Origin of the sequence: Amycolatopsis sp. cmx-8-4 (genome assembly GCF_046548675.1) — a bacterium.
Classification (GTDB): Bacteria; Actinomycetota; Actinomycetes; order Mycobacteriales; family Pseudonocardiaceae; genus Amycolatopsis.
The window spans coordinates 511,567-533,731 of record NZ_JAEBDZ010000002.1 but is presented as its reverse complement, the minus strand read 5'-3'; the positions used below and the strand labels follow the sequence as shown (position 1 = coordinate 533,731).

Sequence of the window (22,165 nt, the reverse complement as noted above, 5' to 3'; positions counted from 1 at the left end):
CGCCGCTCCGGTCACCCCAGCCGCGGTCAGTGGGCGGCGGGGAACTTCAGCCGGACGATCACGTTGTCCAGGACGCTCGGCGTGCCGCCGTTCATGTCGTTGTTCGTGGACGTCAGCCAGAGCCCGCCGTCGGGCGTCTTCGTCACCGAGCGCAGCCGGCCCCAGCGGCCGGAGAACAGCGTCGACACCGTGCCGATGCCGGTGCCCGCCGCGTTGATCTGCGTGGCGAACAGCTGCTTGCCCGTGACGCCGGCGATGTAGATCCAGTCGTTGACGATCTCCACGCCGGACGGCCCGGCCTGCGACGTCGGCCAGGTCTTCTTCGGCGCGATGAAGCCGCTGCAGCTGCCCTGCGTGCCTTCACAGCTGGGCCAGCCGAAGTTGCCGCCCTTCTGGATCAGGTTGAGCTCGTCCAGGCTGCTCTCGCCGAACTCCGCCGCCCACAGCTGGCCGCGCGAGTCCCAGGCCAGGCCCTGCGGGTTGCGGTGGCCGTAGCTCCAGACGTACCGCGCGGCGCCGCCGGTGGCGTAGAACGGGTTGTCGCCCGGCGCCGACCCGTCGGCGTTCAGCCGCAGGATCTTCCCGTTGAGCGAGCTCTTGTTCTGCGCGTTGTCACTGTTCTTCGCGTCGCCGACGGTGGCGTAGAGCTTGCCGTCCGGGCCGAACTTGATCCGGCCGCCGTTGTGGTAGCGGTTCTTCGCGATCCCGGTCAGCACCGGCGTCGACGTCGAGGACAGCTTGGTGCCGTCGTAGGTCATCTTCACGATCCGGTTGTCGCCGGAAGCCGTGTGGTAGACGTAGATCGCGTGGTCGCTCGCCCAGTTCGGCGAGATCGCCAGGCCCAGCACGCCGCCTTCGCCGGTGGTGGTCACCGCGCCCGGCACCGTGCCCAGCGTGGTCTTCTGGCCGGACGGCGTCACGAGCAGGATCTCGAACCGGTCCCGCTCGGTCACCAGCGCGTTGCCGTTCGGCAGGAAGTCCACCGCCCAGCCGAGGTCGACCTTCGTGATGTCCTTGTCGTACTCCGGGATACCCCCGGCGCCGCCCGGAGCGCTGGTCTTCACGGTGACCGCGTTGCTCGCGGCCGAGCTGTTCCCGTTCGGGTCCCGCGCCTTGACCGTGAAGGTGTAGGACGTGTTCGGGTTCAGGTTCGTCACCGTCGAGGTGAGCGACGTCGTGGACGCGACCTTCGTGGCGCCCTGGAAGACGTCGTAGGCCGTGATCGTGCCGCCGTTGTCCGTGGAAGCGTTCCACGCCAGGGAAACGCTGTTCGCGGTGACGCCGGTCGAGCGCAGGCTGCCGGGCACGCTCGGCGGTGTCGTGTCGTTGCTCGGCGGGGTGGTGAAGGCGACGACGTTGCTCTGCTGCGACGGGTTGCCCGCGGCGTCGTACGCGCCCACCGAGATGTCGTAGGCGGTGTTCGGCGTCAGGTTGTCCACGGTCGCCGAAGTCGTGGTCCCGCCGACGGTCTTGAGGATGTTGCCGCCGCGGTTGATCTCGTAGCGCACGATGCCGACGTTGTCGGTCGCGGCGGTCCAGGAGAACGTCGCGGCGGTGGGGAGGATGTTCGAGGCGGCCAGGTTCGACGGCGGCGACGGCGGTTCGCTGTCGCTCGGCGCGGTGAACGTGTCGGTGAGCTTGTCCGCGTTCGGCCCGCCGTTGGCGGTGGTCGCGGTGGTGCGGACCTTGTTGACCCCGGCGGTCAGCTGCACGGTCGCGGTGACGGTCTGCCACGTCGTCCAGGCGCCGGTGGCGGGGAAGTCGACGGTGCCCTTGTCGCCGCCGTCGACGATCAGCTTCACCGGCCGGTTGTCGGCGGTTCCGTTGGCGTAGCGGAAGGTCAGCGTGTGCGTCCCGGCCTGCGCCGCGTTCACCGAGTACTCGACGTAGCTGCCGGCGACGTTGTCGAAGTTGACGAACCCGGTGCCGGAGTAGCCGGCGTGGTTCGACTCGACGACGCCCTGTGAGATCACGGCGTTCTCGGACTCGTAGTCCGTCGCCGCGGCGGTTGCCGCTGAAGCAAAGGGGCTGAACGCGCTGAAGCCGAGCGCCGCGACGGCGGTACCGGCCACAGCCACGCGCCACGGGGGGCGGGGTGCCACGGGGACCTCCAGAAATAGTTAGGAAAGTTTCCTATCTATGGAGGAGATCACACACTGTCCGAGCGGGTCGTGTCAATACCGGACACCCGCCCTCACCCACGGTGAAAACCGGCGTCCCGCTCAGCGGGGCGGATGCGCCCGGACGGCCCAGTGCGAACCCCTTGTCAGCCCGCCACCCGGGTCTCCGGGAGGGCCTCTTCACCCGCCCAGTCGCGTGGCACGAGGAACTCCGCGAGCGCCGCCTCGGGGCTGCCCGGCTCCGGCGTCAGCTCGAACTCCCAGCGCGCCAACGGCGGCAGCGCCATCAGGATCGCCTCGACGTACCCGCCGGTCTGCAGCCCGAACCGGGTGCCGCGGTCGTGCACCAGGTTGAACTCGACGTAGCGGCCGCGGCGGTAGAGCTGCCACTGCCGCTCGCGGTCGCCGTGGGGGAGGTCCTTGCGGCGCCGCACGATCGGCAGGTACGCGGGCGCGATCGTGGCGATGCCGGCCGCAGTGAAGGCGGCCGCGCGGTGCCAGCCGTCCGGGCCCTCGGGGTGCAGGTGGTCGAAGAAGATGCCGCCGACCCCGCGCGTCTCGTCGCGGTGCGGCAGCGTGAAGTACTCGTCGCAGGCGCGTTTGGCCTGCGCGTGGAACGCCGGGTCGAAGGTGTCGCAGTACGTCTTCAGCGCGCGGTGGAAGTGCGCCGCGTCGGCCGCGAAGCCGTAGCACGGCGTCAGGTCCGCGCCGCCGCCGAACCACCACGTGTCACCGAACTCGAAGTACCGGAAGCTGGCGTGAAAGGCCGGCACATACGGGTTGCGCGGGTGGATCACCACCGACAGCCCGGTCGCGAAGAACGCGCTGCCCGGGTCCAGCCCGTGCTGGCGCGCGACCGCCTCGGGCAGGCGGTCGCCGTGCACCGCCGAGCAGTTGACGCCGGCCCGCTCGAAGACGTCACCGTTCTCCAGCAGCCGCGCCTGCCCGCCGCCACCGCCGGGCCGCTCCCAGCCCGACCGGCCGAAGCGGGCCCCGCGGTCCAGCCGTTCGAGCTCGGCGACCAGTTCGCGCTGTCCGGCGTTCACCATCGCCGTCACGGCTTCGCGCCTGCTGTTCCCACCTGAAAGCATGAACCCCCACCCCCACGGCGAGATTAGCAGCGATCCGCAGGTGGGCGGCGGGTTCAGCCGGCGATGTCCGCGCGGGCGATCACCTTCGTGATTTTCGCCCGGACGAGTGACTCCTCGGGGACGGCGTTGCGCTTGCCGTACGCCTCGCCCTGCTCGGCGCCCATGTACCGGCTGCCCAGCCGCGTCGCCCAGGCCAGCATGTCGTCGTCCTGGGTCAGCCGCGCCTCGGCGGTGAACTGCACGTAGGAGAAGGGCGGCCGCTGGTCGTCGACGGCCAGCGAGATCCGCCCGTCACGCGCGATGGCCTTGCCCTTGAGGGTCTCGGTGCCGGTGGTGAAGATCAGCTCGTCACCGTCCGGGCCCTCGTTCAGGAGGAACCAGATCGGCGTCACGATCGGCGAGCCGTCCTTCCTGACCAGGCCGAGCATGCCCGTCCGGGTGCCTTCGGAGGCGAACTGCCACCACTCTTCACGGCTCATCTCACGCATGAGAGCGACGTTAGACCGTCACCCGCGCGTGTGCAGAGGGTGGCCGACTAGCCTGGCCTGCTGTGCGAGACGACGACAGGGCCGCGATGGGACTGGCCGACGAGGGGCTGACCCGCCGGCTGAAGGCGCTCGCCTGCACCGCGCCGTTGCACGACCTGGACGCGCGGAAGGCGAAGCTCGACTGGGCCGACGCCACGATCTACCAGATGGCCGAGATCGCGCTGCACACGATCGACCAGGTCACCATCGCGATGGACTTCGACACCGGCGCCGGCCACGACGAGGTCATCGACCGGCTGCTGCCGTTCATCGCGCAGCAGGCGCCCTCGCGGATGCCGGAGGAACACGTCCGCGTCGCGAAGTGGGTCCTGGACAACCTGATCAACGTGGGCACCACCGACCGCGGCTTCCGGCGCGTCTACGGCTCGATGGGGCCGGGTGGCTACCAGCGCCGCCAGTTCGACTTCAAGCTGCTGGTCGAGCTGGCCGCCCGGGACGGCGAGGTCTACCTGCGCGCCACCGACGAGGCGATCAACGTGCTCGTCGGCGCCCTCGACACCGACGTCGAGTCGGCGCAGATCGCGGCCGAGGTCAAGCTCGAGAACCTGATCGCGCGGGGCCGGCTGGCCGACGCGAAGCTGGCCGCCGAGCAGGCCCGCTACCGGACCGTCCAGTACGGCGAGGTGCTGCGCGCGAAGCTCGACGCGACCCGCCGCGACGTCCGGTCGGTCGACTGGGAACGCGAGGTCCCGGAGCTGCTCGACACCGCGCTCGGGCACATCGAAGCCCGCTTCCGCGCCGAGAACGCGATCCTCAAGAACATCACCACCGCCCGCGACGAGACCGAGGACCTCGACCGCAAGCGCCGCGCGGCCGAGCTCGTCGACATCGTCGGCGACTGCATCCGCCGGCACACCCGCCTGCAGTCGCGGCTGGCCGACGCGGGCGCGGTGTTCCGCGCCGAGCAGGACCGCCAGCAGTTCTCCGGCCCGCCCCAGCGCGCGACGCTCGACCTGTTCGGCCAGCTCCTGGTGCCGGCCCTCGGGCTGCCGCTGGCCGACGCCGTCACCCCGGCCGAGCACTTCTTCCACGCCGTCGCGGGCATCTCCGCGCCGGTCGTGCCGTCCCTGTCGGCCCTGGTCTCGCTGCTGCTGCGCCCCGCGCCCGAGCGCGACCAGCTCGTCGGCGAGATCCCGGAGCCGGAGCTGATGCCCGCCGACGTCACCGACAAGTTCGGCGACGACGTCTGGCGCCGCGCCGACGAGCTGCTCCACCTGCCCGAGGTGCCGCGGCGGCTGTCCGGCCTGCTCGACGAGGCCCGCCGCAGCCGCCAGCCCGGCCTCGCGGCCCTGGTCGCGCTGCGCGCCGTCCACGCCTACAGTCCCGGGATCGGTGCCGCGCGCCGCCAGGGGGACCGCTCGGTGCTGCTCGCCGTCGACGACGGCACGCTGCTCGACGACCCGGACTTCGGCGGCGCCGACCTGCTCCTGTCCACCGCCGCTGTAGAGCGTGCCGACGAAGAAGAGGAAGTCGCGTAATGGCGCTGTCCCACAGCAGCGTGGACGCCGAAGCCGCGGCCCGGCTGGTCGCGTTCGGCATGCGGCCCAAGCAGCTGCCCGCCCGCGACGTCGTCTACGGCGACCTCGTGCGCCGCTACGGCGAGGACAACGCGTTCAAGGCGCTCACCCACGCCGTCGCCTCCGGGCTCGGGCTGATGGTGCTCGAAGTCAACCAGCAGGCCGGCGCGGTCCTCGCGGCCACCGACGAGTCCGTGTTCGAGATCAAGATGGACTCCTACGCCCGCCAGGCCAAGATCCGCGAGCGCCGCGACACCGAGAAGGTGCTGCACGGCCTGATCCACCTCGCCGCCGCCGCGCTCGGCTACCCGCGCCCGGACGATCTCGCCAACGACACCTACATCGGCCGCGTCAGCGTCGAACAGGTCGACGCGATGGTCCGCGAAGCCGCCCGCATGCTCGACGAACGCGCCGCCCAGGCCGAGGCCAACAACGACCCCCTGGCCGACGCGCCCGAGCTGGAACAGGCCTGGCGCGCGTACACGAGGCGCCCGGCCGCGGCGGCCACCAAGGACGGCCGCCTCGCCGCCGACACCACCCGCGGCATGGTCTCCCGCGCCCTCCGTTTCCTGGCCGACCAGGGCTTCCTGGTCCCGGTCAGCGACGAACAGGGCGGCACCTACCGCACCACACCGCGCTACCAGATCCAGGTCCGCGAACTCGCCGCCGACGCCGCCTTCGACGACCTGCTCGCGCTGGACGTCGTGGCCGTCGCGAACGACGGGGGCACGCTGCGCGCGACGTCCTCCGACACGCTCTAAGGGGAATAGATGTACGAGCTTTCGCGGGTCCGCCTGCATTCCGTGGGCCCGGCGGGTGCCCGCTACCAGGACGTCGTGCTCGACTTCAGCGGCGTCGGCGCCAAGATCACCGCGCCCCAGCAGGACGCGCTGTTCAGCGCCGGGATCCACGCGACCGGGCCGGCCGAGCTGCGCCGCCCGTCCCCGGCGAGCGTGCTGTTCCTGGAGAACGGCGGCGGCAAGTCCGTCCTGATCAAGCTGATCTTCTCGGTGATGCTGCCCGGCCGCCGCCAGGTCGTCGGCACCACGAGCACGAAGGTGCTCGAGAAGTTCGTCGCCGCCAAGGACGTCTCGCACGTCGTGCTGGAGTGGCTGCACGTCGAGACCGGCCACCGGATCATCACCGGCAAGGTCTCCGAGTGGCGCGGGCACGTCGTCTCCTCGGACTCGGAGAACCTGGCCGACTCCTGGTACTGCTTCCGCCCGACGTCGGCGCTGGCCCTCGACTCCCTGCCGATGACGCAGGACGGCCGGCTGCTCACCATGTCCGGCTTCCACGACAAGCTCGCCGCGGCCCAGCTGGCCGAGCCCGAGCTGGAGCTGTCCTGGACCCGGCGCCACCACGAGTGGACCGGCCGGCTCGACACCCTCGGCCTCGACACCGAGCTGTTCCGCTACCAGCGCGCGATGAACGCCGGCGAAGGCGAGGCGGCGGACGCGTTCGCGTTCGGCACCGACGAGGCGTTCGTCGATTTCCTGTTGCGCGCCGTCGTCTCCGAGGACGAGCCGAAGGACCTCGCCGAGGTCGTCTCGACCTACTCGCACAACCTCGCCCAGCGCGGGGACTTGTTGTCGGAACGCGATTTCGTCGCCGGCGCGCTCGACCTGCTGGGCCCGCTGGCCACCGAAGAAGGCGTCGCGGCGGCGTCGCGGAAGATCGCCGGAGCCGCGCGGGCCGACATGGCGGCGCTGGCCGGCCGGGTCGTCGCGCGCAACGAGCTGGAGAACGCCCGGCTGTCCGGGCTCGAGGACCACGTCTCCGAGGTCAAGACGGCGGAGAAGCTGGCCGAGGGCGACCACCGGCGACTCGCGGCCGGCGTCACCGAGCTGCGGCGTCTCGTCGCCGTGCTGCGCCTGGACGAGGCCCAGGAGGCCCGCAAGCGCGTCGACGCCGAACTGGGCGAGGCGAAGACGGCGGCCGAGGCCTGGCGTGAGACGGCGACCGTGCTCAACCAGCTCAACGCCGCCCGCAAGGCGAAGGACCTGCGCGAGCTCGTCGGCAACCGCGAGGAGAAGGCACGCCCGGCCCTGCAGGCGCGCAACACCGCCGCGGCCGCGCTGGCCCGGGGGCTGCAGTCGCTGGCGCAGGACGCCCAGCGCCAGGCCGACAAGGCCGAGGCGCACGCGGGCGCGTTGCGCGCGGAAGCCGAGAAGGCGCAGACCGAACGCGACGAGGCCGCGAACCTCGCGGCCGGCCGGCGTGCCGAGGCCCGCGGCCTGACCACGCGGATCACCGAGCTGCGCGAAGAGGTCCAGAACGCCGTCCGCGGCGGGCTGCTGCCCTCGGGCGCCGACGTCGCCGACGCGTCCCGGGCGGCGCGTTCCGCGGCCGAAGCCGCGGCCGCCGAGCTGACCCGCCGCGAGCAGGAGCTCGACCGCGTCGCGGCGGATCTCCAAGCGGCGCAACGGAACGTGAACGAGGCGCACCAGCTCGCCGGCACCACCCAGGACCGCTTCGAGCGCGCCACCGAGGACCTCGACCGGGCCCACCGCCGCACCGACGCGCTCGCCGCCGAGGGCCGGCTGGTCGAGCTGCTCGGCGCGGACGACGTCGCCCTCGAAAGCGATCTTCCGGTGCTGCTGGAACGGTTGCGCGAAGCGAGCGCGGCCGTCGAGAAGGAGCAGACCGCGTTGCGGATGGAGGAGTCCGCCGACGAGCGGGCCCTGGCCGCGCTCGGCTCCGGCGGGCTGCTGCCGCCCCCGCAGGACGTCCAAGCCGCGCTGGACGCCCTGGAGGAAGCCGGGATCACCGCGTGGTCCGGCTGGCGCTATCTGTCCAAACTGGACGCCGCTCGGCGCGCCGAGGTGCTGGAAAGCCTGCCACAGCTGGTATCAGGCGTCCTGCTCAACGACGCCGCCCACGCGGACCGCGCCCGCGAGGTGCTGACGTCGCGGCGGCTGCTGCCGTCCGCGATCATCGCCGTCGGCACCACCGAGGCGCTGCTGGCCGAGACGCCCGCCGCGCCCGGCGTCGAGTTCCTCGTGCCGCCGAACCCCGCGATGTACGACGAAGAAGCCGCGGACGCCGAGCGCGAAGCCGTCGCCCGGCGCAACACCGAGCGGCAGCGGCGGCTGGAAGCGTTGTCCGCCAAGCTGTCCGCCGACGGCGCCCTCAACTGGAAGCTCACCACCTGGCGCGAGGACTACCCGCCCGGCGCCGTCGCGACCCTCGCCGAGCAGGCCCAAGCGGCCCGGACCGCGCGCGAGACCGCCCGCACGGCGCTGCAGCAGGCCGACGCGGAGTTCGCCCGGTTGAGCGAAAAGACGGCGTCGCTGCGCGAGCGCGTCCCGGAGCTGCGGGCCGCGGCGGCCGAGACCGAGGAGCGGGCGCGGAAGCTCGGCGAGCTGGGCACGAGGAGCGCCCGGATCGCGGAGTGGACCGAGGACGTCGAGCGCGCCACCGAGGTCGCCGAGCGCGCCGACCTGCAGGCCTCCGACGCCGCGGGCAAGGCCGCGCGGCTGCGGGAGCAGGCGGGGGAGGAGCAGCGCACCGCCGACGGCCACCGCCGGACCGCGACCACCGCCCGCGCTGAGCTCGCCGAGGTGCCAGGGGCGGCCGACATCGACGACGGTCCGATACCGGCCGAGCCGGTCGACGCCCTGCGCCGGACCTACCTGTCGACGTCCGAGTCGTACGCGAAGGTCGAGGTCGGCAGCGACCTGCGGGCCGAGCTGGAGCAGGCCGAGTCGGCCGAAGCGGCCGCGGGCTCGGCCGTCGAGTCGCTGGACGAGGCCGTCCGCTCGACCGCCGCCGAGCTGCTGGAGACGCCCGACGGCTCCGACGCCTCCGCCCGCGCGGCGGCCCTCGCCCGCGCCCGCCGCGTCGTCGACGGCCTGGAGGACGAGCGGACCGAGGCCATCGGGCTGGTCTCGACGCGGCGCGCCGAGCTGGACGTGCTGCCGCTGCAGAACGGCGTCACCGGCGACAAGCCGCGCAACATCGAGCACGGCCTGGAGCTGATCGACGCCGCCGGCCTGGAGATGTCCGTGGCCGCGCGGAAGTGGGAAGAGCTGCAGGAACGCCGGGCGGCGGCCGAGGAGACCCTGGACTCCGCGCGCAACTCCGCGTCCGGCTTCTCGCTGCTCGCCGACTCCCTGGCCCACCTCGTCACCGACAAGGACGCGGACGCCTACGACGGCGACGTCGACACCGCGCGCGCCCAGCACACGCGGCTCAACGCGACCCTTTCCGAGGCGCAGGACGCCGCCGACGCGGGCGACCGGCGGGTGCGCGAGGCCGCGGACCAGCTGGCCCAGTACGCGACGGAGAAGCGCTTCGAGAAGCTGAGCACGCCGGTGCGGCAGCAGGTCATCTCGGTCAAGCGCGACCAGCTGCCCGCGCACGCCGCCGAGTGGGCGGAGGCGCTGCGGCCGCGGCTGCGGTCGCTCACCGACGACCTCGCCCAGATCGACCGGCACCGCGGCGGCATCATCACCCGCCTGCAGGGCATGGTCGACGGCGCGCTCCGGACGTTGCGTTCGGCCCAGCGCGTCTCGCGGCTGCCGGACGGCCTCGGCGACTGGTCCGGGCAGGAGTTCCTGCGCATCCGGTTCCACGAGCTGGAGGACAACGCGCTCACCGAGAAGCTCGGCGAGGTCGTCGACGAGGCCGCGGTGGGCAAGACCGCGGACGGCCGCGACGTCAAGCGCGACGGGCTTTCCCTGGTCCTGCGCGGCGTTCGGGCCGCGGCGCCCAAGGGCTTCCGCGTCGACATGCTCAAGCCGGACTCGGTGCTGCGGACCGAACGCCAGCGCGTCTCGGAGATCCGCGACGTCTTCTCGGGCGGCCAGCAGCTGACCGCGGCGATCATCCTCTACTGCACCCTCGCGGCGTTGCGCGCCAACAACCGCGGCAAGGCCCGCAACCGCCACTCCGGTGTGCTGTTCCTGGACAACCCGATCGGCCGCGCGTCCGCCGGGTACCTGCTGGAGCTGCAGCGGGCGGTGGCCGAGGCGCTGGGCGTCCAGCTGATCTACACGACGGGCCTGTTCGACGCGGGCGCGCTCTCGGAGTTCCCGCTGATCGTCCGGCTGCGCAACGACGCCGACCTGCGCGCGGGCCGGAAGTACCTGTCGGTGGACTCGACGGTCCGCAACTCCCTGGACGACCTGGGCGACCCGGACGGCGTCGCGCGGCTCTCGGCCACGCGGATGTTCACCCGCGCCGGTGACTCGCCGGATTCCGCTGAGGACGAACAGACGGCGTGACGGGAACATCGGGCGGCGGCCGGAGGTTCACCCGCGCATGACGAAGCTGGGGGCGCTGGGCGCCGCGCTGAACACCGCCGAGACCGACGTCGCGCTCGCGACCGCCGTCGAACTGGAAGAACTGGGCTACGACACGCTGTGGCTGCCCGGCGGACAGGGGAACTCGCTGCCGCTGATCGCCGGGGTCGTCCACGGGACGCAGCGGATCCCGGTGGCCAGCGGGATCCTCTCGGTCGACCGCGTCCCGGCCGCCGAGGTGGCCCAGGCCTACCTGGACCTGCCCGCCGGCCGCTTCATCGCCGGGCTGGGCGGGGCGCACGGCCCGCGTCCGCTGGCCGCGCTGAACGACTACCTCGACGAGATCGAGGACGTCGTGCCCGCGTCCGCGCGGATCCTGTCGGCGCTGGGGCCGAAGATGCTGGAGCTGGCCCGGGCCCGCGCGGCGGGCGCGTACCCGTTCCTGGTGACGACGGACTACGTCGCGTCGGCGCGGGAGATCCTCGGGCCGGACGCGCAGCTGGCGGTGCTGCTCAACGTCGTCGCCGAGACCGACGCCGCCGCGGCACGGGAGGTCGTCCGGGGCGGTTCGCTGCGGTTCCTGGCCGGGGTGCCCGGGTACGCGAACAACTTCCGCCGGATGGGCTTCACCGACGCCGACGTCGCGGACCTGTCGGACCGGCTCGTCGACGGCGTCACCGTGTGGGGTGACTTCGACGCCGTCGTGGCGCGGCTGCGGGAGTACCGGGACGCGGGCGCCGACCAAGTCGTCGTCCAGCTCGACGGGCTGCCCCGCGAGTGGCGGGCACGGCTGGCGGAGGCCCTGCGGTGACCGCGCGGGCGCGCGGGCTGACCCACGTGCTCCCGGGCGACGTCCCGCTGCAGGACGCGCTGGCCGCCGTCGCCGACCCGGTCCGCCGCAGCATCCTGCGCGAGCTCGCGGCCGTGCCGGAGTGGACGAAGGCGTGCGGCACGTTCGACCTCCCGGTGGCGAAGGCGACGCTCAGCCACCACTTCGGCGTGCTGCGCGCGGCGGGCCTCCTCGCCCTCGTACTCCGCGGTCAGTCGCTGCGGCCGGTGAACGCCAGCGTCGTGCCGAGGCCGATCATCACCAGGCCGCCGGTGCCGCCGACCGCCTCCAGCCGCCGCGGCGAGCGGGCGAACCACGCCCGCGCCGTGCCCGCGACCAGCGCCCACGCGCTGTCGGTGGCCAGCGCGATGGCGGGCAGGCACAGGCCCAGCACCAGCATCTGGGCCGGCACCGACCCGGCGGCGGGGTCGACGAACTGGGGGAGCAGCGCCGCCAGGAACACGATCGACTTCGGGTTCGCGAAGCCGACGACGAAGCCGTCACGCAGCACGGTGATCACCCGGCCGGGCGCCGAGCCGACCCGCGCGGCCATCGCGTCGGTGAGCCGGCGGCGGTGCCGCACCGCCTGGATCCCCAGGTACACCAGGTAGACCGCGCCGGCGATCTTGATCGCGGTGAACACCGCGGCCGACGTCGTCACGAGCGCGCCGAGACCGAACGCGACCGCGACGACCTGCGTGTACACCCCGAAGGAGTTGCCGGCGACGGTGAGGAGCGCGTCGCGCCGCCCGACGGTCAGCGCGCGGCTGATCGTGAACAGCACGCTCGGCCCGGGGACCACGACCATCAGGAACGTCAGCGCGGCGAAGGCCGCGAGGTGCGCGCTGGAGACCATGCCGCGAGGTTAACGCCGGGGACGCCGGACCGACCACGCGTTTTCGTCGGTGCCGGGTGGTAGGAATTCCGGGTGCCTCCGACCATCTCCACCGCCCAGCGCCGGGCTCGCCTCGGCACCCGCCAGCACCTGGCCGCGCCCGCGGCCACGGTCGAAGACGCCGTCGCGGGCGTCGTCGCCCTGCACGCCACCGATCCGGCGACCGTCCACCTCTCGGCGGCCGCCCGGCTCGACGGCGCCGCGGTCGCCGACGTCGAGCGCGCGCTGTACGACGACCGCACGGTGCTGCGGCTGCTCGGCATGCGCCGCACGGTGTTCGTCACCGGCCTGGAGACCGCGGCCCTCGTGCAGGCCGGCTGTTCGGCGGACATCGCGGCGAAACAGCGGAAGCTGCTGGAGCAGCACCTCGGCCAGCAGGGCTACCCGGAGAACGTGCCGGAGCCGGGAAAGTGGCTGGCCGACGTCGAAACGGCGGTCGAAGCCGCGTTGCGCGGCCTCGGCTCGGCGACCGCGCAACAGCTCAGCGAGGCCGAACCCCGGCTGCGGCAACGGCTGCAGATGTCGAAGGGCAAGCCGTACGAGGCGATCGGCAACGTCACCAGCCGGGTGCTGTTCCAGCTGGCGGTCGACGGCCGGATCGTCCGCGGCCGCCCGCGCGGCACCTGGCTCAGCACCCAGTACGTCTGGCACCCGCTGGAGGACTGGGTGGGCGAGGGCCTCGCGCCCTGGGAGGCGGACGAGGCCCGCGTCGAGCTGGCGCGGCGCTGGCTGCGCGCGTACGGCCCGGCCCCGCTGACGGACCTGCGCTGGTGGGCCGGCTGGACGCTCGGGCAGACGCGGAAGGCCCTGGCCAAGCTGGACACCGTGGACGTCGACCTCGGCGGCGTGCCGGGGGTGGCGCTGGCGGATGACCTCGAACCGGTGCCCGAGCCGCCGACGTGGGCGGCGTTCCTCCCGTGCCTCGACCCGACCCCGATGGGCTGGCAGGACCGCGACTGGTTCCTCGGCCCGCACAAGGCGGCGCTGTTCGACCGCTTCGGCAACGTCGGCCCGACGGTCTGGGCCAACGGCCGCATCGTCGGCGGCTGGGCCCAGCGCGAATCGGGCGAAGTGGTGTTCCGGCTGCTGGAGGAGGTCAGCGCGGAGGAGAAGACGGCGATCGAGGCGGCGGCGGACCGCAGCGCGAAGTGGTTCGGCGTGGTCCGGGTGATCCCCCGGTTCCGGACGCCGCTGGAGCGGGAGCTGGCGGAGTGAGCGCGATGGGCGTCCCGGCTCTGAATCGAGCCCGTCACCCGGGAGCGCGCCGGCCTGCCGGAGCCGGCGCCGATCGCGGTGGTGGCTTGAACGATCCAGTCGTCCGCGTCGGCTACCGGCCAGTACCAGCCGGGCCGCCGTCCGCACCGCGTGCGGCCTGCCCGAACCGCCGGACCACGCGCCTTCCCGGTCCACCGTGGTCCAGGTGAAGAACACGTGAACCGATCACCCGGATTCCCCTAGGCTTCTTAATCGATTCTTGACCCGTTCGCCAAGTGGTGGAAGTCTCGTCAGGGCAGTCAGGGACGCGCATGCCCGCACGCTAGGGTGGCCGCGAGCCCGCAAGTCACGGCCGGGACTCCGGCCGATCCTCAGAGGAGTGGCAGCAGTGACCGTTCGCGTAGGTGTCAACGGCTTCGGCCGCATCGGCCGCAACTTCTTCCGCGCCGTGCAGGCCAGCGGCCACGACATCGAGGTCGTCGCCTTCAACGACCTCGGCGACGTCGCCACCATGGCCCACTTGCTGAAGTACGACTCCATCCTGGGCCGGTACCCGGGTGAGGTCAGCGTCAGCGACGAGGGCATCGTCGTGGACGGCAAGACCATCAAGGCCCTCGCCGAGCGCGACCCGGCCAACCTGCCCTGGGGCGACCTGGGCGTGGACGTCGTGGTCGAGTCCACCGGCTTCTTCACCAACGCCGACGCCGCCAAGGCGCACATCGCCGGCGGTGCCAAGAAGGTCATCATCTCCGCGCCCGCCAAGGGCGAGGACCTGACCATCGTGCTGGGCGTCAACGACGACAAGTACGACGGCTCGCAGAACATCATCTCCAACGCTTCCTGCACCACCAACTGCCTCGGCCCGCTGGCGAAGGTCCTCAACGACTCGTTCGGCATCGAGCAGGGCCTGATGACCACGATCCACGCGTACACGCAGGACCAGAACCTGCAGGACGGCCCGCACAAGGACCTCCGCCGCGCCCGCGCCGCCGCGCTGAACGTGGTGCCCGCCTCGACCGGTGCCGCGAAGGCGATCGGCCTCGTGCTGCCGGAGCTGCTGGGCAAGCTGGACGGCTTCGCGCTGCGCGTCCCGGTGCCGACCGGCTCGGCCACCGACCTCACGGTCACCCTGAAGAAGGCCGCCACGGTCGAGGAGATCAACGCCGCCTACAAGGCCGCCGCCGAGGGCCCCCTCGCCGGCATCCTGCGCTACTCGGTCGACCCGATCGTATCCTCGGACATCGTCACCGACCCGGCGTCCTGCATCTACGACTCGCCGCTGACCAAGGTCATCGGCAACCAGGTCAAGGTCGTCGGCTGGTACGACAACGAGTGGGGCTACTCCAACCGCCTCGCGGACCTGATCAAGCTCGTCGGCTCGAAGCTCTGAGCCGGATGACCGTCAAGAACCTCGACGACCTGCTGGGCGAGGGCGTTCAGGGCCGGTACGTACTCGTGCGGTCCGACCTGAACGTCCCGCTCGACGGGGACCGCATCACCGACGACGGCCGCGTCCGCGCCGCGCTGCCGACGATCAAGAAGCTCGCCGACGCGGGCGCGAAGGTCGTCGTCACCGCGCACCTCGGCCGCCCCAAGGGCGAGCCGGACCCCAAGTACACCCTCGCGCCCGTCGCCAAGCGGCTCTCCGAGCTGCTCGGCGCCGAGGCCACGCTGGCCGGCGACCTCGTCGGCGAGTCCGCCAAGACGCTGACCGCCGGCCTCGCCGACGGCGGCGTCGTCCTGCTGGAGAACGTGCGCTTCGACGCGCGCGAGACCAGCAAGGACGCCGTGGACCGCTCCGAACTGGCCGCCGAGCTGGGCGCGCTCGTCCCGGGTGGCGCGTTCGTCTCCGACGGCTTCGGCGTCGTGCACCGCAAGCAGGCCTCGGTCTACGAGGTCGCCTCGGTGCTCCCGGCCTACGCGGGCGGCCTCGTGCTGGCCGAGCTGGACGTGCTGAAGAAGCTCACCGACGACGTCCAGCGGCCCTACGTGGTCGTGCTCGGCGGCGCGAAGGTGTCCGACAAGCTCGGCGTCATCGCGAACCTGCTGACCAAGGTCGACCGGCTGCTCGTGGGCGGCGGCATGGCGTACACCTTCCTCAAGGCCCAGGGCCACGAGGTCGGCAACTCGCTGCTGCAGGCCGACCAGCTCGACCAGGTGAAGGGCTTCCTCGCCGAGGCCGAGAAGCGCGGCGTCGAACTGGTGCTGCCGGTCGACGTCCTCGCCGCGACCGGGTTCTCGGCCGATGCCGAGCACGAGGTCGTCGAGGCCACGGCCATCCCGGCCGACCGCGAAGGCCTGGACATCGGCCCGAAGACGCGTGAGCTGTTCGCGAGCAAGCTGGCCGACGCCAAGACCGTGTTCTGGAACGGCCCGATGGGCGTGTTCGAGTTCGAGGCCTTCGCCGGTGGCACCCGTGCCGTCGCCGAAGCCCTGGTCAAGAGCGACGCGTTCACCGTCGTCGGCGGCGGCGACTCCGCGGCCGCGGTGCGTCAGCTCGGCCTGCCCGAGGACGGCTTTTCGCACATCTCCACCGGTGGCGGGGCCTCGCTCGAGTACCTCGAAGGCAAGGAACTGCCGGGCGTGACCGCCCTGGAGGAGAAGAACTAGTGGCACGCAAGCCGTTCATCGCCGGCAACTGGAAGATGAACCAGAACCACCTCGAGGCGATCGCGCTGGTGCAGAAGATCGCCTTCGCGCTGCCGGAGAAGTACTACGCGAAGGTCGACGTGGCGGTGCTGCCGCCGTTCACCGACATCCGCAGCGTGCAGACCCTGATCGACGGCGACAAGCTGTCGCTGACGTACGGCGCGCAGGACATCTCCTCGCACGACTCCGGTGCCTACACCGGCGAGGTGTCGGGCGTGATGCTGGCCAAGCTGGGCTGCAGCTTCGTCACCGTCGGGCACTCGGAGCGGCGTGAGTACCACGCCGAGACCGACGAGCTGGTCAACAAGAAGGTCAAGGCCGCGCTCAAGCACGGCATCACGCCGATCCTCTGCATCGGGGAGAAGCTCGAGGTCCGCGAGGCCGGCGAGCACATCCACCACACCACGACGCAGCTGATCGAGGGCCTGAAGGGTCTCAAGGCCGAGCAGGTCGGCGGCGTGGTCGTGGCGTACGAGCCGGTCTGGGCGATCGGCACCGGCAAGGTCGCCACCCCCGCGGACGCCGAAGAGGTCTGCAAGGCCATCCGCGCCACCCTCCAGGAGAAGTACGGCGACGAGGTCGCTTCGTCCGTCCGGGTGCTTTACGGGGGATCGGCGAAGGCGAACAACATCAGTGACCTGGTGGCCTGCGAAAACGTCGATGGTGCCCTGGTCGGCGGAGCGAGCCTCGACGGCGAGGAGTTCACGAAACTCTGCGCACTCGCCGCGGGCGGGCCGCTGCCCTGATCGAGGCCACGACCGGGTAACCTGTGTATCCGGTCCGTCACACAGCAGTGGACGAGTCCAGGGGTACGGTGGTGGTCGTCACGACCAGGCCGTGCCCCTGCATTCTCCTAGAGCCCAGAGGATGACATGAAGCTGTTCCTGCAAATCCTGTTGATCGTCACCAGCGTCTTCCTCGTGGTGGCGGTTCTCCTGCACCGCGGGCGCGGTGGCGGCCTGTCGTCGCTCTTCGGTGGCGGGATGCAGTCGAGCCTGGCCGGGTCGAGCGTGGCCGAGAAGAACCTCGACCGGATCACTCTGCTGCTGGGCGCGGTGTGGCTGATCAGCATCATCGGGCTGGGCCTGCTGCTCAAGGTGTGACGTCCGGCGCCCCCGCCGGCGATCGAGACCGGGTCACACCAGCGGGGTGCGCAGCGATTCGGCGTGCCTATTGGGGGGCGCGCCGCCGATTCCATAGGTGTGAGGATTCATGGTTGGCGGTAACGCGATTCGGGGCACCCGGGTGGGTGCCGGACCTACGGGCGAATCGGAACGAGGTGAGTCGGCGCCACGGCGCCGGGTCGGCTACTGGTGCGCCAACGGGCACGAAGCCCGTCCGTCGTTCGCCCTCGAGGCGGAGATCCCGGACGAGTGGGACTGCCCCCGCTGCGGGCTCCCCGGCGGGCAGGACGAGAAGAACCCTCCGGCCGCACCGCGGACCGAGCCCTACAAGACCCACCTGGCGTACGTGAAGGAGCGGCGCAGCGACGCCGACGGCGAGGCCATCCTCGCCGAGGCCCTCGAGCGTCTGCGCCAGCGCCGGGAGATCATCTAAGCGTCACCGCCGGAAGCCACCCCGAGGAAACACCTCCTCGAGGTGGCTTTTCGCGCGCCCAGGTCCCATCCTCCTGCCCCCACACCCGGGCCAGCTCGACCCACGTACCCGGACGGTCAACTCACTGACCCGGCCCGACGACCCGGCGCGCAGCCAGACGCCACGACCTCACGCCATGTCGACCCCCCAATCACGCGAGTCGACCCTCCAGGCACATGAGCCGACCCTCCAGGCACGCGACCCGACCCTCCAGGTACGCGACCCGACCTTCCAGGTACGCGAACAGATCTCCCGGTATGTGATCCGACCGTCCAGGTACGTGACCCGACTGCCTGGGTACGTGACCCGACCGTCCGGGTACCCGAACCGACTCTCGGGGTACGCGAACCGACCTTCCAGGCACGCGAGCCGACTCTCCGAGTACATGCGTCGACCGCCGGGCTGCCTGAGCAGCCCCCGATTCCACGCTACCGGCGAGCACCGACAGCCCTGGGAACCGGAAAGCCGCGAGCGGTGCATTCAGGCCTTCAACGACCTGAATGCGCCGCTCGCGGCTTCGTCGGATCCGGAGTTGTCGGCCCCCGCCCGTAGGCTGGAATCGGGGGCTGCTCAGCACCGGGCGGGTCAACAGTGCCGGGTCGGCAGTGTCGGCCGGGTCGGTGGTTCAGTGGTTCAGTGGATACCGGGCCCGGACCCGGAAGCCGCCGTCCTCCGTACCGGACGTCTCGAAGCTGCCGCCCAGCAGGCGGGCGCGCTCGGCCAGCCCCGTCAGGCCGTGGCCGCCCGACGGCAGGCCTTCGCCGGCCCGGCGGGCGCGCTCGTTGCGGACCTCGATCTTGAGCGCGCCGTGCTCACCCTGGATGCGGATGGTCGCCGTCGCGCCCGGGGCGTGCTTGTGGACGTTGGTCAGGCACTCCTGCACCGTGCGGTACGCCGCCGCCGACACCTGGTTCGGCAGGGCCTCCGGCAGGTGCTCCACGGACAGGTGCACCGGGACCTCCGACGTCCGGATCAGCCGGTCGAGGTCGTTGATCCCGGGGCGAGGGCCGTCGTCGTCGGCGTCCGCGCGCAGCACGCTCAGCAGCGACCGCAGCTCCTCGAGGGTCCGCTTGCTCAGGCCGCGGATGACCTGCGCGGTCTCCATCGCCCGAGCGTCGGTCGTCTGGGCCTGCAGCGCGCCGGCCTGCATCGCGATCAGCGTGATCTGGTGCGACACGACGTCGTGCATCTCGCGGGCCAGCCGGGCGCGCTCCTCGGCGCGGACGGCGTCGGCGTGGAAGCGGCGCTCGCGGTCCCGGCTCGTGGCCAGCTCGGCGAGCTTGTTCGCGACCTCGGTGCGGGCGCCGATGAGCATGCCGATCGCGATCGGCATGCCGGCGACGAGGACGCCGTAGATACCGTCGAGGATGTGCTCGCGCCAGCTCAGCTGGACGAAGTCGTCCAGCGGCCACTGCACGAACCGGCACGTCCACACCAGTCCGGCGCCGACCCAGGTCTGCCAGTGCAGCTGACGGCGAGTGGCGAGCATGCCGAGCGTGATCATGCTCGCCAGCTGCGCCCAGCCGGCCAGGAAACCGGGGACGGCGACGAGCACGGCGAGGAACGGGAACTTGCGGCGGAACACCACGGCGAGGCAGGCCGCGCCGGACAGGTAGATCGAGTAGGGCTGGGCCTTCTCGGGGATCACCAGCCAGACGTCGAGCACGGCCAGGATGACCGCGGCCGCCTCGATGGCGAACATGACCACAGCGGGGCGGGGGAACGAGCCGAACGCGCTCAGACCACGCCTTCGCACCCGCTCGGCGGCCGATGGCCCCGAGCCGGCGATCGAGATGCCTGGAATCGAGAGTCCCTCTGTACTCATCGCTGGCGACCCCATTCGTCTTGTGGACTTGATGGTGAGAGGTGCTCAGGGCCCGATCGGGACGCGCAGCAGAGAACAAATGTGCGGATGCTAACGAGGTTGCGTGGGAAGGCGGTAAGTTTCACGCGCCGTTGGCGGATTGACGTCCGGATTCCGCATTTGATTGCGCCGTTCGGGCGATGACGTCGGCGGCGCACTACTGACAGTGGATCTGTCACTGCCTAGCGTGCACCGGGATGACCACATCGTGGGAATCACGTTACCTCTCCGTGGGCGCCTGGGATAGGTCGTCAGGCCGCCGCCGTCCGGATGCCGTCACCCAGAAGGTGCACGAGCCCCTCCTTGCAGGCCTTCGCCGTCTCGATCGACCGCGGCAGCATCCGCGCCTCGTAGGTCCGGATGGCCTCGCCGACGGTCGGCGACGTCGCCAGCGCGGTCGCGAGCTCGGTGCCGTCCAGCATCGCGAGGTTCGCGCCGACTCCGAGCGGCGGCATCAGGTGGGCGGCGTCGCCGAGCAGGGTGAGGCCGGGCGTCGACGTCCAGGCGTGCGGCACCGGCAGCACGTACAACGGCCGGTGCGTGAACGTGCCGTCGTTGTCGCGCAGGAACCCGAGCAGCTCCGGGTGCCAGCCGGCGTAGCGCTGCAGCAGCGTCGCGCGCACCGCGCCCGTGTCGGCGAAGTCGAAGCCGGCGTGCCAGTCCTCCGGCGCGTGGAACACGGCGTAGCCGCGGATGTGGCCGTTGCTGTTGCGCTGGGCGAAGATCGCGTTCCCGCCGGTCTTCGCCACCATCGTGCCCTGGCCGGTCAACGCGGCCAGCGCGGCGTGGCGGCGGTCGGCGTCGTCGAGCCCGAACTCGACGAACGCGACGCCGCTGTACTCCGGCCGGACGCCGGTCAGGGCGCGGCGGACGCGGGACCACGCGCCGTCGGCGCCGATGACCAGGTCGAAGTCCTCGGTGGTGCCGTCGGTGAAACGCAGCCGGGCGGTGCCGTCCGGCAGCGGCGTGACGTCGTCGGTCGCGCGGCCCCAGCGGACGGTGCCGGGGGAGAGGGAGTCCAGCAGGAGGCCGCGGAGCTGGCCGCGGTCGATCTCGGGCTTGAACTCGTCGTCCTCGGCGGGGATCTCGTCCACGAGGACGTCCGTGGTGCGCGGGTCGACCGCGCGCATCTGCTGGCCTTCGGGCCGGGCGAGTGCGCGCCACGTCTCGTGCAGGCCGGCCGTGCGGAGGGCGACCTGGCCGGTGTCGCCGTGCATGTCGAGTGTGCCGCCCTGGGGTCGCGCGTCGGCCGAGGTCTCCTGCTCGAAGACGGTGACGGTGTGGCCGTGGAGCTGCAGGACGCGAGCGCAGGCGAGTCCGCCGAGGCCGGCGCCGACGATCGCGATCTTGGTGGTGGTGGTGTTCATGGCTTCCCCCTGGAAGTTCGGGCCGCCGGTTCGTTCCGGCGGCGATGAACTCAGGAAACCAGATTCACTACGAAAGTGCAATGACTACACTTTTGAAGTGAGTCCACCATCACGTAGACTGGTGGACATGACGGAAGTGATCGGGCGCCGTGAGCGCAAGAAGGCGCAGACCCGCAAGGCGCTGGCCGACGCGGCGCTCGAACTGTTCCTCGAGCGCGGCTTCGACCAGGTCGGGGTGAAGGAGGTCGCGGACGCCGCCGACGTCTCCGTGACGACGCTCTTCAAGCACTTCCCCAGCAAGGAAGCCCTGGTGTTCGACCAGGAGGCCGACATCGAGACGGCGCTGGTCGACGCGGTCCGCGGCCGGCCGCCGCAGCACACGATCGTGGACGCGCTGCGCAAGCACATCCTGGTCGACGTGGCCGCCTCCCCGGGCGACGCGTTCCTCCGCCTCACGGAAAGCACCCCGGCCCTGCGCGAGTACGGCAGGCGGATGTGGATGCGCCACGAGACGGCGCTGGCCCACACGATCGCGGCGGAGTCGGGCGTCCCGGAGAACGACGTGGCGTGCGCGGCGCTGGCCCGCTTCGCGCTGGCATCGCGGGAGCTGATCGCGGGCCACGAGAACCCCCGCCGGGCGGCGGAGGAGATTTTCGCTCGCCTGGAGCGCGGCTGGCGGACGGAGTGAGCGGCTGGTCCGGGCAGGCGAGACCTGCTCGGATCGCGGCGAGGTCCACCGGCGCCCGGCCGGGGGGTGAAGAGGAGCAGCTGACCGGGGCGGCGAGTTCCGCTTGGATCGCGGCGGGCTGGTGAGCAAGGCTTGGTTGGCCGAGGTGCGGGTGGGGTGGGCGGCCGATCGGGGCGGCGAGTTCCGCTCGGACCGCGGTGGGTTGGTGAGCAAAGCCTGGGCCGAGGTGCGGGTGGGGTGGGCAGCCGATCGCGGCGGCGAGTTCCGCTCGGACCGCGGCGGGCTGGTGAGCAAGGCTTGGTCGGCCGAGGTGTGGGTGGAGTGGGCAGCCGATCGCGGCGGCGAGTTCCGCTTGGACCGCGGCGGGCTGGTGAGCAAAGCCTGGGCCGAGGTACGGGCGGAGTGAGCAGCCCCCGTTTTCCACGCTACCCGGGAGCCACGACAGTTTCGGCGCCCTGAACGCCGCGAACGGCCGCTGAACGCCGTAGCAGGCCTTAATGCACCGCCCCCGAACGCCGTGAAGGCCCCCTGCCAAGGGCA

Annotated in this window: 18 protein-coding genes; 12 read left to right on the top strand and 6 right to left on the bottom strand. The window is 71.8% G+C overall.

The genetic code is table 11. The features are described 5' to 3' along the window. Nucleotides 1-26: 26 nt before the first annotated feature. The 3 genes from ACLJQZ_RS05230 to ACLJQZ_RS05220 all read right to left on the bottom strand — a co-directional run bounded on the left by ACLJQZ_RS05230 (nucleotide 27) and on the right by ACLJQZ_RS05220 (nucleotide 3,699). Nucleotides 27-2,102 carry a PQQ-dependent sugar dehydrogenase gene (locus tag ACLJQZ_RS05230; RefSeq protein ID WP_410618908.1) on the bottom strand — a complete coding sequence of 692 codons (2,076 nt, stop codon included), beginning with the start codon at nucleotides 2,100-2,102 and terminating at the stop codon, nucleotides 27-29. Nucleotides 2,103-2,266: 164 nt separating this feature from the next. After that, the gene (gene hemF / locus ACLJQZ_RS05225; protein ID WP_410618907.1) at nucleotides 2,267-3,211 is read right to left on the bottom strand and encodes an oxygen-dependent coproporphyrinogen oxidase; all 945 of its coding nucleotides are present in this window, start codon (nucleotides 3,209-3,211) and stop codon (nucleotides 2,267-2,269) included. 53 nt (nucleotides 3,212-3,264) lie between these two features. After that, complete coding sequence (locus ACLJQZ_RS05220; protein ID WP_410618905.1) at nucleotides 3,265-3,699, bottom strand: PPOX class F420-dependent oxidoreductase; 435 nt, start codon at nucleotides 3,697-3,699, stop codon at nucleotides 3,265-3,267. An 86-nt stretch (nucleotides 3,700-3,785) separates the two neighbouring features. Between ACLJQZ_RS05220 and ACLJQZ_RS05215 the strand changes: the two genes are divergently transcribed. Genes ACLJQZ_RS05215 through ACLJQZ_RS05200 form a run of 4 tightly spaced genes read left to right on the top strand, consistent with a single transcriptional unit; the run spans nucleotide 3,786 to nucleotide 11,333 of the window. After that, nucleotides 3,786-5,237, top strand: coding sequence for a hypothetical protein (locus ACLJQZ_RS05215; protein WP_410619063.1), 1,452 nt, complete (start codon nucleotides 3,786-3,788; stop codon nucleotides 5,235-5,237). Beyond that, entirely contained in the window at nucleotides 5,237-6,037 is an 801-nt protein-coding gene (locus tag ACLJQZ_RS05210; protein ID WP_247049175.1) for a hypothetical protein, read from the top strand. Before ACLJQZ_RS05215 ends, ACLJQZ_RS05210 begins: the two co-directional genes overlap by 1 nt. A gap of 9 nt (nucleotides 6,038-6,046) precedes the next feature. Further along, nucleotides 6,047-10,504, top strand: coding sequence for a hypothetical protein (locus ACLJQZ_RS05205; protein ID WP_410618904.1), 4,458 nt, complete (start codon nucleotides 6,047-6,049; stop codon nucleotides 10,502-10,504). Nucleotides 10,505-10,541: 37 nt separating this feature from the next. Continuing rightward, the gene (locus tag ACLJQZ_RS05200) at nucleotides 10,542-11,333 is read left to right on the top strand and encodes a TIGR03620 family F420-dependent LLM class oxidoreductase (RefSeq protein ID WP_410618903.1); all 792 of its coding nucleotides are present in this window, start codon (nucleotides 10,542-10,544) and stop codon (nucleotides 11,331-11,333) included. Between the two features lie 229 nt (nucleotides 11,334-11,562). Here the strand turns inward: ACLJQZ_RS05200 and ACLJQZ_RS05195 are convergent, their stop codons facing one another. Next, nucleotides 11,563-12,207 (bottom strand): LysE family translocator, encoded by a 645-nt coding sequence (locus ACLJQZ_RS05195; RefSeq protein ID WP_410618902.1) that lies wholly within the window; start codon nucleotides 12,205-12,207, stop codon nucleotides 11,563-11,565. Between the two features lie 72 nt (nucleotides 12,208-12,279). On the opposite strand from ACLJQZ_RS05195, the gene ACLJQZ_RS05190 reads away from it, so the two are divergent. The 6 genes from ACLJQZ_RS05190 to ACLJQZ_RS05165 all read left to right on the top strand — a co-directional run bounded on the left by ACLJQZ_RS05190 (nucleotide 12,280) and on the right by ACLJQZ_RS05165 (nucleotide 17,667). Further along, nucleotides 12,280-13,461, top strand: coding sequence for a winged helix DNA-binding domain-containing protein (locus ACLJQZ_RS05190; protein ID WP_410618901.1), 1,182 nt, complete (start codon nucleotides 12,280-12,282; stop codon nucleotides 13,459-13,461). 388 nt (nucleotides 13,462-13,849) lie between these two features. Continuing rightward, on the top strand, nucleotides 13,850-14,851 hold the full coding sequence (gap, locus tag ACLJQZ_RS05185) for a type I glyceraldehyde-3-phosphate dehydrogenase (RefSeq protein WP_326947861.1): 1,002 nt from the start codon (nucleotides 13,850-13,852) through the stop codon (nucleotides 14,849-14,851). Between the two features lie 5 nt (nucleotides 14,852-14,856). Further along, nucleotides 14,857-16,071, top strand: a complete 1,215-nt coding sequence (locus ACLJQZ_RS05180) for a phosphoglycerate kinase (RefSeq protein WP_410618899.1) — start codon at nucleotides 14,857-14,859, stop codon at nucleotides 16,069-16,071. Further along, complete coding sequence (tpiA, locus tag ACLJQZ_RS05175; RefSeq protein WP_410618898.1) at nucleotides 16,071-16,856, top strand: triose-phosphate isomerase; 786 nt, start codon at nucleotides 16,071-16,073, stop codon at nucleotides 16,854-16,856. Before ACLJQZ_RS05180 ends, tpiA begins: the two co-directional genes overlap by 1 nt. 126 nt (nucleotides 16,857-16,982) lie before the next feature. Next, on the top strand, nucleotides 16,983-17,213 hold the full coding sequence (gene secG / locus ACLJQZ_RS05170; RefSeq protein WP_247049184.1) for a preprotein translocase subunit SecG: 231 nt from the start codon (nucleotides 16,983-16,985) through the stop codon (nucleotides 17,211-17,213). A 109-nt stretch (nucleotides 17,214-17,322) separates the two neighbouring features. Beyond that, complete coding sequence (locus tag ACLJQZ_RS05165) at nucleotides 17,323-17,667, top strand: RNA polymerase-binding protein RbpA (protein WP_247049185.1); 345 nt, start codon at nucleotides 17,323-17,325, stop codon at nucleotides 17,665-17,667. A gap of 664 nt (nucleotides 17,668-18,331) precedes the next feature. Here the strand turns inward: ACLJQZ_RS05165 and ACLJQZ_RS05160 are convergent. Next, on the bottom strand, nucleotides 18,332-19,531 hold the full coding sequence (locus tag ACLJQZ_RS05160) for a sensor histidine kinase (RefSeq protein ID WP_410618896.1): 1,200 nt from the start codon (nucleotides 19,529-19,531) through the stop codon (nucleotides 18,332-18,334). A gap of 290 nt (nucleotides 19,532-19,821) precedes the next feature. Further along, nucleotides 19,822-20,937: an FAD-dependent oxidoreductase gene (locus tag ACLJQZ_RS05155; RefSeq protein ID WP_410618895.1), complete on the bottom strand. Its 1,116-nt coding sequence runs from the start codon at nucleotides 20,935-20,937 to the stop codon at nucleotides 19,822-19,824. A gap of 127 nt (nucleotides 20,938-21,064) precedes the next feature. Here ACLJQZ_RS05155 and ACLJQZ_RS05150 point away from each other — a divergent pair, with 127 nt between their 5' ends. After that, nucleotides 21,065-21,625 (top strand): TetR/AcrR family transcriptional regulator, encoded by a 561-nt coding sequence (locus ACLJQZ_RS05150; RefSeq protein WP_410618894.1) that lies wholly within the window; start codon nucleotides 21,065-21,067, stop codon nucleotides 21,623-21,625. Nucleotides 21,626-21,830: 205 nt separating this feature from the next. Beyond that, nucleotides 21,831-22,031 (top strand): hypothetical protein, encoded by a 201-nt coding sequence (locus ACLJQZ_RS05145; protein WP_410618893.1) that lies wholly within the window; start codon nucleotides 21,831-21,833, stop codon nucleotides 22,029-22,031. Nucleotides 22,032-22,165: the final 134 nt, after the last annotated feature.